Source organism: Kluyvera sp. Awk 3 (assembly GCF_028069715.1).
In the GTDB taxonomy this organism is placed as follows: domain Bacteria; phylum Pseudomonadota; class Gammaproteobacteria; order Enterobacterales; family Enterobacteriaceae; genus Kluyvera; species Kluyvera georgiana_A.
The window spans coordinates 34,507-50,332 of record NZ_JANEWH010000010.1 but is presented as its reverse complement, the minus strand read 5'-3'; the positions used below and the strand labels follow the sequence as shown (position 1 = coordinate 50,332).

Annotated in this window: 13 protein-coding genes; all 13 read right to left on the bottom strand. The window is 54.9% G+C overall.

The window, feature by feature from the left end; genetic code table 11:
- Positions 1 to 12 precede the first annotated feature (12 nt).
- On the bottom strand, positions 13 to 3,495 hold the full coding sequence (gene dnaE / locus NNN71_RS04145; RefSeq protein WP_163447284.1) for a DNA polymerase III subunit alpha: 3,483 nt from the start codon (positions 3,493 to 3,495) through the stop codon (positions 13 to 15).
- Between the two features lie 36 nt (positions 3,496 to 3,531).
- A complete protein-coding gene (rnhB, locus tag NNN71_RS04140) occupies positions 3,532 to 4,128 on the bottom strand; it encodes a ribonuclease HII (RefSeq protein WP_163447282.1) in 597 nt (198 codons plus the stop codon).
- Entirely contained in the window at positions 4,125 to 5,273 is a 1,149-nt protein-coding gene (lpxB, locus tag NNN71_RS04135; protein WP_271457929.1) for a lipid-A-disaccharide synthase, read from the bottom strand. The genes rnhB and lpxB overlap by 4 nt, the downstream gene beginning before the upstream one ends.
- On the bottom strand, positions 5,273 to 6,061 hold the full coding sequence (gene lpxA / locus NNN71_RS04130) for an acyl-ACP--UDP-N-acetylglucosamine O-acyltransferase (protein ID WP_064547588.1): 789 nt from the start codon (positions 6,059 to 6,061) through the stop codon (positions 5,273 to 5,275). The genes lpxB and lpxA overlap by 1 nt, the downstream gene beginning before the upstream one ends.
- Before the next feature lie 3 nt (positions 6,062 to 6,064).
- On the bottom strand, positions 6,065 to 6,520 hold the full coding sequence (gene fabZ / locus NNN71_RS04125) for a 3-hydroxyacyl-ACP dehydratase FabZ (protein ID WP_052285413.1): 456 nt from the start codon (positions 6,518 to 6,520) through the stop codon (positions 6,065 to 6,067).
- A 103-nt stretch (positions 6,521 to 6,623) separates the two neighbouring features.
- On the bottom strand, positions 6,624 to 7,649 hold the full coding sequence (gene lpxD, locus NNN71_RS04120; RefSeq protein WP_064547586.1) for a UDP-3-O-(3-hydroxymyristoyl)glucosamine N-acyltransferase: 1,026 nt from the start codon (positions 7,647 to 7,649) through the stop codon (positions 6,624 to 6,626).
- Positions 7,650 to 7,652: 3 nt separating this feature from the next.
- Entirely contained in the window at positions 7,653 to 8,138 is a 486-nt protein-coding gene (gene skp, locus NNN71_RS04115; RefSeq protein WP_065356564.1) for a molecular chaperone Skp, read from the bottom strand.
- Between the two features lie 124 nt (positions 8,139 to 8,262).
- Positions 8,263 to 10,674, bottom strand: coding sequence for an outer membrane protein assembly factor BamA (gene bamA / locus NNN71_RS04110; protein WP_065356563.1), 2,412 nt, complete (start codon positions 10,672 to 10,674; stop codon positions 8,263 to 8,265).
- A gap of 31 nt (positions 10,675 to 10,705) precedes the next feature.
- Positions 10,706 to 12,058 carry a sigma E protease regulator RseP gene (gene rseP / locus NNN71_RS04105; protein WP_163447278.1) on the bottom strand — a complete coding sequence of 451 codons (1,353 nt, stop codon included), beginning with the start codon at positions 12,056 to 12,058 and terminating at the stop codon, positions 10,706 to 10,708.
- 11 nt (positions 12,059 to 12,069) lie between these two features.
- Entirely contained in the window at positions 12,070 to 12,927 is an 858-nt protein-coding gene (gene cdsA, locus NNN71_RS04100; protein ID WP_271457928.1) for a phosphatidate cytidylyltransferase, read from the bottom strand.
- 12 nt (positions 12,928 to 12,939) lie between these two features.
- Positions 12,940 to 13,698, bottom strand: coding sequence for a (2E,6E)-farnesyl-diphosphate-specific ditrans,polycis-undecaprenyl-diphosphate synthase (ispU, locus tag NNN71_RS04095; RefSeq protein WP_163447274.1), 759 nt, complete (start codon positions 13,696 to 13,698; stop codon positions 12,940 to 12,942).
- A gap of 237 nt (positions 13,699 to 13,935) precedes the next feature.
- Positions 13,936 to 15,132, bottom strand: a complete 1,197-nt coding sequence (gene ispC, locus NNN71_RS04090) for a 1-deoxy-D-xylulose-5-phosphate reductoisomerase (protein WP_223803279.1) — start codon at positions 15,130 to 15,132, stop codon at positions 13,936 to 13,938.
- Positions 15,133 to 15,220: 88 nt separating this feature from the next.
- A complete protein-coding gene (gene frr / locus NNN71_RS04085) occupies positions 15,221 to 15,778 on the bottom strand; it encodes a ribosome recycling factor (protein ID WP_163447270.1) in 558 nt (185 codons plus the stop codon).
- Positions 15,779 to 15,826 lie beyond the last annotated feature (48 nt).

The following is a 15,826-nucleotide window of genomic DNA, read 5'->3' as shown; positions in this document are numbered from 1 at the left end:
AGTATTCCTGTATTAGTCAAACTCCAGTTCCACCTGCTCCGAACCGATGAGGCCACGCAGATCGTTAAGTAAACGATCGCTCGGAGAGACACGCCAGGTTGCACCGAAACGCAACCGCGCACGTGCATCCGCCCTCTGATAGTAGAGATGTACTGGAATGGTTCCCGAACGATGGGGTTCCAGAGACTGACGGAGTCGGTTTAAAAGCTGGTCATCAATTTGCCTGTCCGTCAGCGAGATAGCAAGCCCGCGAGCATATTTTTCCCGGGCTTCGTCAATGTCCATCACTTCGCGGGCCATCATTTTAAGGCCGCCGCTGAAGTCATCAAAGCTGACCTGTCCGCTGACGATAAGTATGCGGTCTTTTTCCAGCAGATGCTGGTATTTTTCCAGCGCCTCGGAGAACAACATCACCTCCAGGCGTCCGGAACGGTCATCCAGCGTACAGATGCCGATACGATTGCCGCGCTTGGTGACCATAACCCGCGCCGCAATCACGAGCCCCGCGGCCGTGGTCACTTTACCACGTTCCGTCGGATGCATGTCTTTGAGTCGATACCCGCCGACATAGCGCTCAATTTCTTTTATATACTGGTTGATCGGGTGCCCCGTCAGGTACAGACCTAACGTTTCGCGCTCCCCATCCAATACCACCTGCTCCGGCCACGGCAGACAGTTGGCATACGATTGTTCTATTTGCTCCGGCTCTTCCGCCAGCACGCCGAACATATCGGCCTGGCCAATGGCTTCGGCTTTCGCGTGCTGATCCGCCGCCTTCAGCGCGTCGCCCAGCGAATTCATCAGCGCGGCGCGGTGCGGGCCAAGGCGGTCGAACGCCCCGGACATAATCAGCTTTTCCAGCACCCGGCGGTTCAGCTTTTTGGTATCGGTACGGGCGCACAGGTCGAACAGCTCACGGAAATAACCGCCGTTATTACGCGCTTCGATGATCGCTTCAATCGGGCCTTCGCCGACGCCCTTAATGGCGCCGATACCATACACGATTTCCCCGTCATGATTCACGTGGAAATGATATAAACCGGAATTGATATCTGGCGGCAATATTTTCAGCCCCATGCGCCAGCATTCATCCACCAGGCCCACCACCTTCTCGGTGTTGTCCATATCGGCGGTCATCACCGCCGCCATAAACTCGGCCGGATAGTGCGCCTTCAGCCACAGCGTCTGGTAAGAGACCAGCGCATAGGCCGCGGAGTGCGATTTGTTAAACCCGTAACCGGCGAATTTTTCCACCAGGTCAAAGATTTTCATCGCCAGTTCGCCGTCGATGCCGTTCTTTTTCGCCCCTTCCTCGAACGCACCGCGCTGCTTGGCCATCTCTTCCGGCTTTTTCTTACCCATTGCACGACGCAGCATATCCGCGCCGCCGAGGGTGTAGCCAGAAAGCACCTGGGCAATCTGCATAACCTGTTCCTGGTACAGGATGATGCCGTAGGTCGGTTCCAGTACGGGTTTCAGGCTTTCGTGCTGCCACTGCACGTCAGGATACGAGATCTCTTCACGTCCGTGCTTACGGTCGATAAAGTTATCTACCATCCCCGATTGCAGCGGGCCCGGACGGAACAGGGCCACCAGCGCGATCATATCTTCGAAGCAGTCAGGCTGCAGGCGTTTAATCAGGTCTTTCATGCCGCGGGATTCAAGCTGGAAGACCGCGGTGGTCTCCGAACGCTGCAGCATGTCGAAGCTTTTCTTATCGTCGAGCGGGATGGCCGCGATATCCAGCGGCGGCTCGCCGTTGCGCTCGCGGCGGGCGTTGATCATCTCCAGCGCCCAGTTGATGATGGTGAGCGTACGCAGGCCAAGGAAGTCGAACTTCACCAGCCCCGCGTATTCCACGTCGTTCTTATCGAACTGGGTTACCGGATGCAGCCCCTGCTCATCGCAATAAAGCGGGGCAAAGTCAGTAATTTTGGTTGGCGCGATCACCACGCCACCGGCGTGTTTACCGGCGTTACGCGTCACACCTTCCAGTTTGCGCGCCATATCGATTAGCGCGCGCACCTCTTCATCCGCCTCGTAAATTTCCGGCAGCTGCGGTTCCGCTTCAAACGCTTTCGCCAGCGTCATGCCCGGATCGGGCGGCACCAGCTTAGAGATACGGTCCACGAAGCCGTACGGGTGCCCCAGTACGCGGCCTACGTCGCGGATAACCGCTTTTGCCGCCATGGTACCGAAGGTAATAATCTGCGATACCGCATCGCGGCCATACATCTCGGCCACATGCTCGATAACCTGGTCGCGTTTCTCCATGCAGAAATCGACGTCGAAGTCGGGCATCGAGACACGTTCCGGGTTAAGGAAACGTTCGAACAGCAGGTCAAGTTCCAGCGGATCGAGATCGGTAATTTTTAGCGCATACGCCACCAGCGAACCTGCACCGGAACCACGGCCCGGCCCTACCGGCACGCCGTTATCCTTGGACCACTGGATAAACTCCATCACGATCAGGAAGTAGCCGGGGAAGCCCATCTGGTTGATAACCTGAAGTTCCACATCCAGACGCTCATCATATTCCGGACGACGCTTAGCGCGCACTTCCGGATCCGGGAACAGGAATTCAAGACGCTCTTCCAGCCCTTCTTTCGATTTCGCTACGAGGAAGTCCTCGGTGGTCATATCGCCAGTCGGGAACTGCGGCAGGAAATATTCGCCAAGGCGCACCGTGACGTTACAGCGCTTGGCGATCTCAACGGTATTTTCCAGTGCTTCCGGGATATCGGAAAACAGCTCGCACATCTCGTCTTCGCTGCGCATGTACTGCTGCGCGGAATAGTTGCGCGGGCGTTTCGGGTCGTCGAGGGTAAAACCATCATGAATGGCGACGCGAATCTCGTGGGCGTCGAAGTCTCCCGGTTCGAGGAAACGCACGTCGTTGGTCGCGACCACAGGAAGACCACGTCTTTCCGCCAGCTCTACCGCCGCATGTAGGTACGATTCTTCATCCTGACGGCCGGTACGAATCAGCTCAAGAAAATAGCAGTTCGGAAAGTGTTGTTCATAAAAATCAACGCACTGATCCACCAGCGCCATATTCCCGCGCAGCAAGCTACGGCCCACATCCCCCATACGCCCGCCGGAGAGCAGGATCAAGCCCTCTTTCAGCTCAATCAGCCAGTCGCGGTCGATAATGGGGCCCGCAGCGCCATAACCGCGCTGATAAGCTTTGGAGATCAGTAGCGTCAGGTTCTGGTAGCCCTGGTTGTTCGCTGCCAGCACCGTTAAATGGGTGAGTTCTTCGCCGAGCAGATCGCTCTGCACATGGAAATCGGCGCCGACAATCGGTTTAATCCCGGCACCGTGGCCCGCCCCGTAGAACTTCACCAGACCACAAAGGTTGGTAAAATCGGTGATCGCCAGCGCAGGCATGCCCAAAGAGGCCGCCTTTTTCACCAGCGGCCCGGTTTTCGCCAGCCCATCAATCATGGAGTAGTCGCTATGCACCCGCAGGTGCACAAAACGTGGTTCAGCCATCTTTAGATTCCGGTTAACTTATTCTCGACACAAGAATCAGGACGCCAGTCCCAGTGCGCGTTTGACGGGAGCAAAGCTGCGTCGGTGATGTTCGGTTGCGCCGTATTGCGCTAACTTTTCCAGATGAAAAGCGGTTGGGTAGCCCTTGTGCTGGGCAAAACCGTATTGTGGAAACACCGTGTCCAGCTCCGCCATTTCCGCATCGCGCGTGACTTTAGCGAGAATAGACGCGGCGCTGATTTCTGCCACCCGGCTATCACCCTTCACCACCGCCATCGACGGCATCGGCAGCTTGGGACAGCGATTGCCGTCAATCAGCACGTATTCCGGTACGATAGCCAGCCCGGCCACCGCGCGCTGCATCGCCAACATGGTGGCATGCAGAATATTGAGCTCGTCAATTTCATGCGGCTCGGCGCGGCCAAGGCTCCAGCACAGCGCTTTCTCTTTGATTTCGTCAAACAGCGCCAGGCGGCGCTTTTCGCTCAGTTTTTTAGAGTCGTTGAGCCCGACAATCGGACGGGCAGGATCGAGGATCACCGCCGCCGTGACGACCGCGCCGACCAGCGGGCCACGCCCGACTTCATCCACACCCGCCACAAGATGGGTATGGGGATATTCAAATTCAATCATTGTGCTAGCTCCAGCACCGCGTCTGCCGCCTGTTCATCCGCATTACAGCGAATTTGCAGATGCAGCTCACGGAAGGTATCGTGCATCGCGTGGCTGGTTTTACCGTTGGCCAGCAGCGGCTGTAGCGCCTCGGCCAGCCGCTGCGGCTCACACTCATCCTGCAGCAGCTCTTTGACCAGTTCGCGGCCAGCCAGCAGGTTCGGCAGCGAAACATACTCGGTCTTCACCAACCGCTTCGCCAGCCAGAAGGTGAACGGTTTCATGCGATAGCCCACCACCATCGGACATTTGGCCAGCATGCACTCCAGCGCAGCCGTGCCTGAGGCCAGCAGCGCCGCGTCGCTGGCGATCATCGCCTCGCGCGCCATGCCGTCGAGCATGTGCACGTGGAGCTCGGGCGCCACTTCCGCTTTGATACGTTCGAACTGCTCGCGACGCTTCGCGTTAACCAGCGGCACCACCACTTCAAGGTCGGGGTACTGCTGGCGCAACAGCTGCGCGGTTTTTAAAAAGTCGGCGCTGAGCATCTCCACTTCGGCACCACGGCTGCCCGGCAGCATCGCCAGACAGTGGACATCGTGGGCAATACCCAGCGTATCCCGCGCGGCGTTTTTATCCGGATCCAACGGCATGGCATCAGCCATGGTGTGGCCGATAAAGCGGCACGGGACGTTAAATTTGTCATAAAACGCTTTTTCAAAAGGCAGGAAAGCCAACACCATATTGGTGGATCTGCCAATTTTGAAGACGCGTTTTTGTCGCCAGGCCCACACGGACGGGCTGACGTAGTGGATCGTTTTGATCCCCTGCTTCTTGAGGTTGCCTTCCAGCGTGATGTTGAAATCGGGGGCATCAATGCCAACAAAGACATCGGGCTTGAGTTCAGTGAAGCGTTGGGTGAGATCGGCGCGAATGTGCAGCAGGCGACGCAGACGCCCCAGCACTTCCACGATCCCCATCACCGCCAACTCTTCCATCTCGTACCAGGCTTCGCAGCCTTCGGCCTGCATACGCGGACCGGCCACGCCGACAAAGCGCGCGTCAGGGACTCGCGCCTTGAGAGCGCGAATGAGGCCTGCACCAAGAATATCGCCGGAGGTTTCTCCGGCGACCAGGGCAATCGTCAGGGGACGCTGTTCAGCCATTAACGAATCAGGCCGCGCGTTGAGCGGGCAAAGAAATCGCTAAAGGGCTGAACTTCCGGATACTGCTTCGCCAGCTCGGCAATTTCCGGCTTCACTTCTTCCAGCGTTTTGCCGCTGCGGTACAACGCTTTATAAGCATTGCGAATCGCGGTGATCGCTTCGCGGCTAAAGCCACGGCGCTTCAGACCTTCGATGTTGACGCCAAACGGCGTCGCGTGGTTGCCCTGAGCAATAACGTACGGCGGAACGTCCTGAGCAACGCCAGAACAACCGCCTACCATCACGTGCGCACCGATGATGCAGAACTGGTGCACCGCGGTCATGCCGCCGATGATAACGAAATCATCCAGCGAAACGTGTCCGGCAAGGGTAGCGTTATTGGCAAGGATGCAGCGATCGCCCACCGTACAATCGTGCGCCACGTGGGCGTTGATCATCAGCAGGTTATCGCTGCCCACCTTCGTCAATCCACCGCCCTGTACTGTGCCACGGTGAATGGTGACGCTTTCGCGAATGCGGTTGCGATCGCCAATTTCCACACGAGTCGGCTCACCAGCGTATTTCAGATCCTGGTTAACTTCCCCGATAGAGGCGAACTGATAGATCTCGTTATCACGACCAATTTTGGTATGGCCGTTAACCACAACGTGAGACTTCAGTACGGTACCTTCGCCAATTTCGACGTTAGGTCCCACAATACAAAACGGGCCAATGTGGGCGTTAGCACCGATAACGGCACCGTCTTCCACAATGGCGGTAGGATGGATAAAGGCGGTTTTATCAATCACGGATCAGGACTCCCGGCTACGCGCACACATCATTGTTGCTTCGCAAACCACTTTACCATCGACCAGCGCAACGCCTTTAAAGCGAGTCAGGCCACGGCGGGTTTTCTCGAAGGTAACTTCCATAATCATCTGATCGCCAGGCACGACAGGACGCTTGAAGCGCGCTTCATCAATGCCTGCAAAATAGTACAGCTCGCCTGGCTCCAGTTTACCGACGCTTTTAAACGCCAGAATACCCGTGGCCTGCGCCATCGCTTCCAGAATCAGCACGCCCGGTAAAATCGGCTTGCCAGGGAAGTGGCCCTGGAAAAACGGCTCATTTACGGAAACATTTTTCACTGCGCGCAGAAAACGACCTTCTTCAAAATCCAGCACGCGGTCTACCAGTAAGAACGGGTAACGGTGCGGCAGAAGTTCTAAAATCTCTTCAATGTGCAGAGTATGAGTGTCAGTTGTCAAAATACTCTTCCTGTCAAAATATACTAAGGGGCAATAATAACACGGCCTGCCGGATTACAAGAATGCCGACAGGCCGGAAAGTATCATGCGATACCGATGAAAATTAGTCTTGATTATCAAGCTTGCGTTCAACAGCTTTGAGACGCTTGCTCATTTCATCAATATTCATCACCAGTGCAGCCGTTTTGCGCCAGGTCTTGTTAGGCTGGAGCGGAATACCGGACGAGTATACGCCAGGTTCGGTAATCGGGCGCATAACCATGCCCATACCGGTTACGGTGACTTTATCGCAGATTTCCATGTGGCCGTTAATCACGCTGGCACCGCCAATCATGCAGTAACGCCCAATTTTCAGGCTACCGGCCATAATCACGCCGCCTGCGACCGCGGTATTGTCGCCAATCACCACGTTGTGCGCAATCTGGCACTGGTTATCAATGATAACACCGTTGCCGATCTGCGTATCGTCAAGCGCGCCGCGGTCGATCGTCGTACAGGCGCCGATCTCCACGCGATCGCCAATAATCACGCGACCCAACTGAGGGATCTTCACCCAGTTGCCGCGATCGTTGGCATAACCAAAGCCGTCAGAACCGATGACGGTGCTGGACTGGATCAGGCAATTCTCACCGATCTCGACTTCGTGGTAAATGGTTACATTCGCCCACAGGCGAGAACCGGCGCCAATTTTCGTTTTTTTACCAACGAAACACCCCGCCCCAATCACAACGTTATCGCCAAGCACAACGTCAGACTCAATCACCGCGTTCGCGCCGATGGAGACGTTGTTGCCGAGGGTCGCGGTCGGGCTAATGACCGCGCTCGGGGCGATATCCTGCGCCGGCTGTGGCGTGGTATCTAAAATTTGAGCCATGCGTGCGTAGGTCAGGTAGGGATTCTTCACTACCAGCGCGGCGCCTTTGGCAAAAGGCAGTAAATCTTGCGTCAGGACAATCGCTGACGCTTCGCAAGCGGACAGGTGTTCACGATACTTGGGGTTAACCAGGAATGTGATATGACCCGCCTTAGCGGATTGCATGGACGCGACAGCGGTGATGACGATATCGCCATCACCGTGTAATTCCGCATCCAACTGCTGAGCTAAATCAGCCAGTCGAATTGAAGGCATTACTTATTTAACCTGTTTCAGTACATCAGCGGTGATGTCTTTAACATCGCTGCTGTTGAATGCAACGGCGTTAGCGTCAACCACCAGGTCGATGCTCTGGCTTGCAGCAACGGATTTCACAGCGGTCTGGATACGAGTAACCAGTTTGCCACGTTCTTCGTTGGTGCGACGCTGACGGTCTTGTTCAAAGGACTGCGCTTTCTGGGAGAAAGTCTGACGCTGTGCAGAGATGTCTTTTTCCAGTTTAGTGCGATCGCTACCTGCTTTCATAGACTGCAGACGCTGCATTTTAGACTGCAGGTCACCTTCCATGCGCTGAAGTTCGCTAGCACGGCCTTTAAATTCGTTTTCCAGGGTGCTGGAAACGCCAGTTTTCTGTGCAACTTGCTGGAACAGGCTACCCATGTTAACAATTGCAATCTTGTCTGCTGCCTGAGCAGACGCCGCCATTGCTAAACCCAGACCTGCAGCGACTAACCACTTTTTCACAATAATACTCCTTACCATCCCATACGTACCCGAAGGTACTGTTCTTTTGGTGGCCGAAGCCACCTGACGCTATCGCCTAATGCCAGCAAACTACACTGAACCCGCATTCCTTTGCAAAGAGCAATTACCAGGTTTTACCAATGTTAAACTGGAACTGCTCGGACTTGTCTCCATCGTATTTCTTGTACGGTTGGGCGTAGGAGAAGACCAACGGCCCCAATGGTGACATCCATTGTAATGCGATGCCCGCGGACATACGGATATTGCTCGGGTCGCTGTAGTCAGGAACGCCAGCAGCCTTCATTGCCGCCGTATTCTCCCAGTTGGTATCCCAAACGGTACCCATATCCCAGAAGAACGACGTACGGACCGAGTTCGCGTACTTATCGCTGATAAACGGCGTCGGAACAATCAGCTCAAGGCTGGCCACGCCCATGGCGTTACCGCCGACGGCGTCGTCAGACTTACAGTAGCCGCCAGCCTGGTCGCAGTTATCCAGACCTGATGAACCATAGTAGACCGCTTTCGGGCCGATGGTATTGGACTGGAAGCCACGCACGGTGCTGGAACCACCGGCATAGAAGTTCTCATAGAACGGCAGCTCTTTACCGCCCAGGCCGTCACCGTAACCCCACTTGGTACGACCCAGCACCACCCACTGATGGTCTTCATCAAGCGGGAAGTAGGACGCCGTATCCAGCGTGATTTTGTAGAACTCGTTATCAGAGCCCGGAATCGTCACTTTACCGTTCAGGTTGACACGTGAACCGTCCGTCGGGAAGTAGCCGCGGTCGAGTTTGTTATATGTCCAACCGTAGTTGAAGGTGAAGTCGTTAGCCGAGAAGCCGTTGTCATCACTGGTGGTGCCCGCAGTCTGGCCGATAGAGTCCAGATAACGCCACATCGCCACCTGCGGTTCCATATTGGACAGGTCGTTGTGGACGTAGCCCAGACCCGCACGCAGTGAGTTGTATTCGTTAATCGGGAAGCCCAGCGTACCATCTACACCATAACTTTTGTTGGTGTAGGACGACAGGTCAGCATCATCCGCTTTAAAGTCATTGTAGAAGACACGACCGCCAAGGCTAACGCCATCCACCGTAAAGTACGGGTTGGTCACAGAAAGCTCGGTATAGGTCTGGTAGTCGTTCTTGGTACCGTTGATACCGACAGAGTAACCGGTACCTAACCAGTTATCCTGCTGAACGCCCGCCTGGAAGCTCACGCCGCTTTCTGTACCGTAGCCGATACCGAAGTTGAAGCTACCGGTGTTACGCTCTTTGACTTTGTAGACTACGTCTACCTGGTCCGGGCTGCCCGGTACGCGCTGCGTTTCCGTATCGACCGTTTCGAAAAAGCCCAGACGGTTCAGACGATCTTTACCCTGGTCAACCAGGTCGCCGCCCAGCCATGCCCCTTCCATCTGACGCATTTCACGGCGCAGAACGGAATCTTTCGACGTATCGTTACCGACAAAGCGGATGTTACGCACGTAGAAACGGTTACCAGCATCCACGTTGATGTGCAGCTTAACGGTTTTATCGGTGTCGTTAATTTCCGGCTGAGACTGTACGCGCGGGTACGCATAGCCGTAGCGACCAAGAAGTTTCTTAATGTTATCTTCCATTTTGGTCACTTTCGCGCCGTTATACAGCTCGCCCGGCTCAATTTTGGTCAGGCTCTCGATTTCAGCCGAATGACCTGCCAGGTTACCGGTCACCTGGACGCCAGACAGTTTGTACTGGTCGCCTTCGGTGATGTTAATGGTGATATAGATACCTTTTTTATCCGGCGTCAAGCTCACCTGAGTGGAGTCAATGTTGAAACGCGCATAGCCGCGATCCAGATAGTAGCTGCGCAGGGTTTCAAGGTCGCCCGACAGCTTCTGTTTCTGGTATTTACGATCGCCAACCACGTTCCACCACGGCACTTCATCACGCAGCTGGAAAGTGGAGATCAGATCTTCGGTCTTGAACGCATGGTTACCGACGATGTTGATCTGCTGGATCTTTGCAGAGACCCCTTCCTGGAAGACCAGCTTCAGGTCGACACGGTTACGCGGCAGAGGGGTGACAACCGCCTTCACGCTCGCGCTGTACTTACCGACGCTGTAGTAGAAATCTTCCAGCCCTTTCTCGATATCGGAGAGGGTGGTACGGTCGAGAGATTCACCGACGCGAACGCCAGAGGCTTCCAGGTTTTGCTTGAGCATGTCATCTTTCACCGACTTGTTGCCGGAGAAAGTGATGCTCGCAATGGTTGGACGCTCTTTGACCTGCACCAGCAACACATCGCCGTCTCTCAGGACGCGAACGTCCTCAAAGTTGCCCGTCGCAAACAGGGCGCGAATGGTGTTACTGATGTCGTCATCAGTGACGGTATCGCCAGGACGTACTGGCATACTGAGAAGGGCCGCACCAACAGCGACACGCTGCAAGCCTTCGAAATGAATGTCCTTCACCACGAACCCGTCAGCACCGTATACGGTCGCGCTGCTAAACAGCAGCGACGCTATAAGCAACTTTTTCATCGCCATCGTTATTATGCGTTCTTCCTAACTAACTCTCTTACAACCGAGAGAAATCATTGAAAAGTGCAAGCCCCATTAACATCATCAGCAAAATCGAGCCGATGCGGTAACTAAAGTCTTGAACTCGCTCGGATACCGGGCCGCCTTTCAGCTTCTCAATCGCCAAAAACAGCAAATGTCCCCCATCTAATACGGGGAGCGGGAACAGGTTGATTATGCCTAAATTCACGCTGATGAGTGCAAGAAACATCAGGTAGTAAATCAGCCCATACTCCGCAGACATCCCAGCCCCCTGGGCGATTGAAATCGGCCCACTGAGGTTGTTCAGTTTGACGTCACCGGTGATCAATTTTCCCAGCATACTGACCGTCAGCTTCATCAACTGCCCGGTTTTCTCCGTAGCTTCGACGATGGCGCTGAATGGCCCATACTGGCGCACTGTTTTATATTCCTCAGGCAGCGGGATAATCTTCGGTACTACCCCTGCAAACCCTTCCGCCTTTCCGCTACCGTGTTTTGTATCCGGTATCAGAGTTAAAGACAAGAGACTGCCCTGCCTTTCGATCTCTAGCTGTAACGCTTTGCCTGGGTTATCACGCACCAGCGTAACAAACGTCATCCATTGCGTCAGCGGTTGACCGTTGACTGTAACGATCCGATCCCCTGCTTGTAAACCGGCTTTACGCGCCGCAGAGTCAGATTGCACTTCTGCCAGCACCGGTTCAATTTGCGCGCCGCGCGGACGTATACCGAGCGAAGTGACCGGATCTTCTTTATCCGGCTCGAACGCCCAGTGCCGCAGGTCGAGGATTTTATCCTGACGCTGCTCGCTGCCGAAAGGGGCCACGGTGAGAGTGGTGCTTTCATCACCAATTTTGGCCACCAGCGCCATGCGCACAGCATCCCAGTCAGGCGTTTCGATACCATCTACGGCTTTTAGTTCCGTGCCTGGTGCAATTTGTGCTGTCGCGGCGATGGAATTGGCGGTTATTTCACCAACAACCGGACGAATACCAGGGACACCAATGATAAACACCAGCCAATAGGCGAAGATGGCGAAAAGGAAGTTGGCGATGGGGCCCGCAGCGATAACGGCGGCGCGCTGGCCAACCGTTTTATTGTTAAACGCCATGTGGCGCAGCTCTGGCGCCACTGCGTCAACGCGCTCATCAAGCATTTTGACGTAGCCGCCCAGCGGGATAAGGGCGACAACAAATTCGGTGCCGCGTTTATCGACGCGGCGCCACAGCGCTTTACCAAAGCCAATAGAAAAGCGCTCTACACGGATACCACAGCGCCGAGCAACCCAGAAATGACCAAATTCGTGTACGGTGATCAATACCCCTAGCGCAATAATAAACGCGGCCAGGTTCCAGAGAATGCTCAGCATAAGTCCATCCGTTAAATCGTCCTGAAAACCAGCAGCAGCAGGCAGGCAAAGACCGGTACCGCCGCCGTCAGGCTGTCGATTCGGTCAAGGATCCCACCGTGGCCGGGAATCAAATGACCACTGTCTTTAATACCCGCTTCACGCTTGAACATACTCTCAGTGAGATCGCCCAGAACGGAAGCCAGCGCTGCCACGATGGAACAGGTTAGCAGCACGGATGGTGCGACGTCCAGATTTGCCCATAAACCGTAAGCCCAGGAGATAATCGCCGCCGTCACCAGACCGCCGATAAACCCTTGCCAGGTTTTACCCGGAGAAACCTTCGGCGCCAGCTTATGCTTACCAAACAGCTTGCCGAATATATAAGCGCCGGAATCTGCACCCCAGACCAGGATCATGACGTAAAGCAGCCACAGCGCGCCGCTATAGTGATTTTCATCATAGTGCCAGGCACGCAGCGCCAGCATGCCCCAGAAAAACGGTACTATGGTCACGATACCGAAAATCAAGCGCAACGTCTTTGACTGACGCCAGAACCCGGCGGAAGCTGGATAAAAGAGGACTAAAACCAGCGCCACAAGCCACCAGACCACCGAGGCCCATAGCGATGTCTCCACCACGGGTTGGTGAATATTATGGTGATACTCCGGGATCATAAAGAGCATCAGTGCCAGCAACAGGCCACACAGTACCGCCAGCCACACGCGTTGGGTGCGCGAGGTGAAACCGCTTAATTGCCCCCATTCCCACGCCGCCAGCATACAGACGACCAGCGTAACAATCGCGAAGCCGCTAGGTGGCAGCAAAAACAGGGCTGCAATGACAACCGGTATTAAAATTAATGCAGAAATCAGGCGATACTTCAGCAAAAGCTACCCCCATCAGGCCTTGTCGCCACCAGGCTCGGTGCCACCGAAACGCCGTTCACGATTGGCAAACGCATGCAGTGCACCCTCAAAGTCTTGTTCATCGAAATCGGGCCAAAGAACATCGGTAAAGTAAAGTTCAGCATAGGCGATTTGCCAGATAAGAAAATTACTGATTCGATGCTCTCCCCCGGTCCTAATAACTAAATCTACGGGAGCCAGTTCATGCATGCAGACCTGCTGACTGAGCAGTTCTTCATTGATTTGATCGGGGCGGAGTTCCCCTTCCTGAACCTGTTCGGCTAAGCGCTGAACTCCCTGAACAATATCCCATCGACCGCCGTAGTTAGCGGCAATGTTCAATGTTAACCCCGTGTTATTTTCCGTCAGCGCTTCCGCTTTACGGATCCGCTCTTGCAGGCGTGAGTTAAACCGACGGGTATCGCCAATAATCCGCAGCCGAACGTTATGCCGGTGCAGACTTTTTACTTCGCTATCCAGCGCCCAGACGAACAGCTCCATCAGAGCACTCACCTCTTGCTCAGGGCGATTCCAGTTTTCACTGCTGAACGCGTATAGCGTCAATGCTTCAATACCGTTATTCGCGGCATAGGCAACGGCACGACGCACAGATTTCGCCCCGGCTTTGTGCCCAAAGGCGCGAATCTTACCTTGCTTCTTCGCCCAGCGGCCGTTGCCATCCATAATAATTGCCACATGGCGGCAACCGTGGGCTGGCAAATTCTCGCTGGTTGGTTGATTAGCAGACAACATAACGCGTTTATAATCCATGAAAAGGGATGAGCGGTACCCCGGAATACAGCTATACACTTTATCGCTCAGGCAAGCCCGATTGATTTTACGTGTCTTTGTCTCGCAAAAAAGCCGTGCTAAATCACGGCTCTCCCTATCGCCCAGCCAAAACGCACAGCGATAGGGTGGCGCAGACTATATCACTGAAGCCAGATGCTAACAAATGCCATGACGGCTCGTATGCTGATTCTGCTCTCATTACCTGACGAAATATTTCGTCTGCAAGGTTGCCGCTTCGCGTGCGCTGGCATCAATAATCAACACCTCATCCACGTTCTGTGGTTCCCTGAGGTCGAGATGTTCCAGCACCGCCAGATTGAGCGCCGCAATGTCGGTAAAGCGGATCTGGCCGTCGAGGAATGCCGCCACGGAGATCTCGTTAGCCGCATTCAGCGCGGTGGTCGCCGCCTGCCCTTGCTCGAAGGCGTCCATCGCCAGCTTCAGACAAGGGTAGCGCGCATAATCCGGCTCAGAGAAGCTCAGTGCGCCCATCTTGCAGAAATCCAGCGGCTTCGCTCCGGATACGACGCGTTGCGGCCAGGCCATGGTATTGGCAATCGGCGTCCGCATATCAGGCTCACCCAGTTGCGCCAGCACGCTACCGTCCTGATAACGCACCATCGAGTGAATCACCGACTGCGGATGAATCAGTACTTCCATCTGCTTAGCTGAAGCATTGAACAGCCAGCGGGCTTCGATGTATTCCAGACCTTTATTCATCATAGTGGCCGAATCGACGGAAATTTTGCGTCCCATCGACCAGTTCGGGTGACGACACGCCTGATCCGGCGTCATTGCGCTCAGCTCAGCAATCGGCGTCTCCCGGAACGGGCCACCTGATCCGGTAAGCAGAATGGAGGAGACTCCATGCTGCGACAGCTCAGCGTACCCTAAGTCGGACTGAAAACTTTGCGGTAAACTCTGAAAGATAGCGTTATGTTCACTGTCGACCGGGAGAAGCTGCGCGCCGTGCTGCTTTACTGCTTCCAGGAATAGCCGACCGCAGGTCACCAGCGACTCTTTGTTCGCCAGCAGAATGGTTTTCCCCGCGCGGATGGCCGCCAGCGTCGGTACCAGACCTGCCGCGCCGACGATGGCCGCCATAACCTGATCCACCTCGTCGAGCGCCGCGACGTCACACGCCGCTTGTTGCCCGCTCAACACTTCGGTACGACTCCCATGCTCACGCAACGCCAGCATCAGCGCATTGGCGCTTTTCGCGTCGTCCATCACCGCATAGCGAGGAGAAAACTCCAGGCACTGTTCGATCATTCGATCGACATTTTTGCCCGCAACCAGCGCTGTAACCGCAAAACTTTCGGGGTTATGGCGTACCACATCCAGCGTGTTGCAGCCAATCGAGCCTGTTGAGCCCAGAACAGTTAATCGCTTCATGAGAGATCCAGGATTGATAAAATGCAAAACGCCGCCAGCGAAGCTGCGACGCTTCCTGTACGGCGTTAATAGCACAACTTACACAGTCTTAGAACTGCATCAGTTCCGCTTCTTTCTCTGCCAGCGCCGCTTCCACTTTCTTGATAGCAGCATCGGTCAGTTTCTGTACTTCTTCCTGAGAGCGGCGATCGTCATCTTCGCTGATCTCTTTGTCTTTCAGCAGCGCCTTCACTTTGTCGTTCGCATCACGACGAACGTTACGCACGGAAACGCGCGCTTGTTCTGCTTCGCCACGAACGATTTTGGTCAGGTCTTTACGACGTTCTTCGGTCAGCGGAGGCAGCGGAACGCGGATATCGGTACCCGCGGAGCTTGGGTTCAGACCGAGGTCAGACGCCATGATCGCTTTTTCAACGGCCGGGCCCATAGAACGGTCAAACACGTTGATTTTCAGGGTACGGGTATCTTCTACGGTCACGCTTGCCAGCTGACGCAGCGGCGTCGGGGTGCCGTAATATTCAACGATAATGCCATCCAGCAGGCTGGGAGAAGCACGACCCGTGCGAATTTTGCTGATTTGGTTTTTGAATGCTTCTACGCATTTATCCATGCGTACTTCGGCATCTTTTCTGATATCGCTAATCACGTTACGAATCCTTGAAAACTAGTCTCAGTCGACCAGACAATGGCACAT

Excerpts from the sequence above, each read along its gene's own strand:
- dnaE (WP_163447284.1), bottom strand. The coding sequence starts at position 3,495 with ATGGCTGAACCACGTTTTGTGCACCTGCGGGTGCATAGCGACTACTCC.
- rnhB (WP_163447282.1), bottom strand. The coding sequence starts at position 4,128 with ATGATTGAATTTGAATATCCCCATACCCATCTTGTGGCGGGTGTGGAT.
- lpxB (WP_271457929.1), bottom strand. The coding sequence starts at position 5,273 with ATGGCTGAACAGCGTCCCCTGACGATTGCCCTGGTCGCCGGAGAAACC.
- lpxD (WP_064547586.1), bottom strand. The coding sequence starts at position 7,649 with ATGCCTTCAATTCGACTGGCTGATTTAGCTCAGCAGTTGGATGCGGAA.
- bamA (WP_065356563.1), bottom strand. The coding sequence starts at position 10,674 with ATGGCGATGAAAAAGTTGCTTATAGCGTCGCTGCTGTTTAGCAGCGCG.
- rseP (WP_163447278.1), bottom strand. The coding sequence starts at position 12,058 with ATGCTGAGCATTCTCTGGAACCTGGCCGCGTTTATTATTGCGCTAGGG.
- ispU (WP_163447274.1), bottom strand. The coding sequence starts at position 13,698 with ATGTTGTCTGCTAATCAACCAACCAGCGAGAATTTGCCAGCCCACGGT.
- ispC (WP_223803279.1), bottom strand. The coding sequence starts at position 15,132 with ATGAAGCGATTAACTGTTCTGGGCTCAACAGGCTCGATTGGCTGCAAC.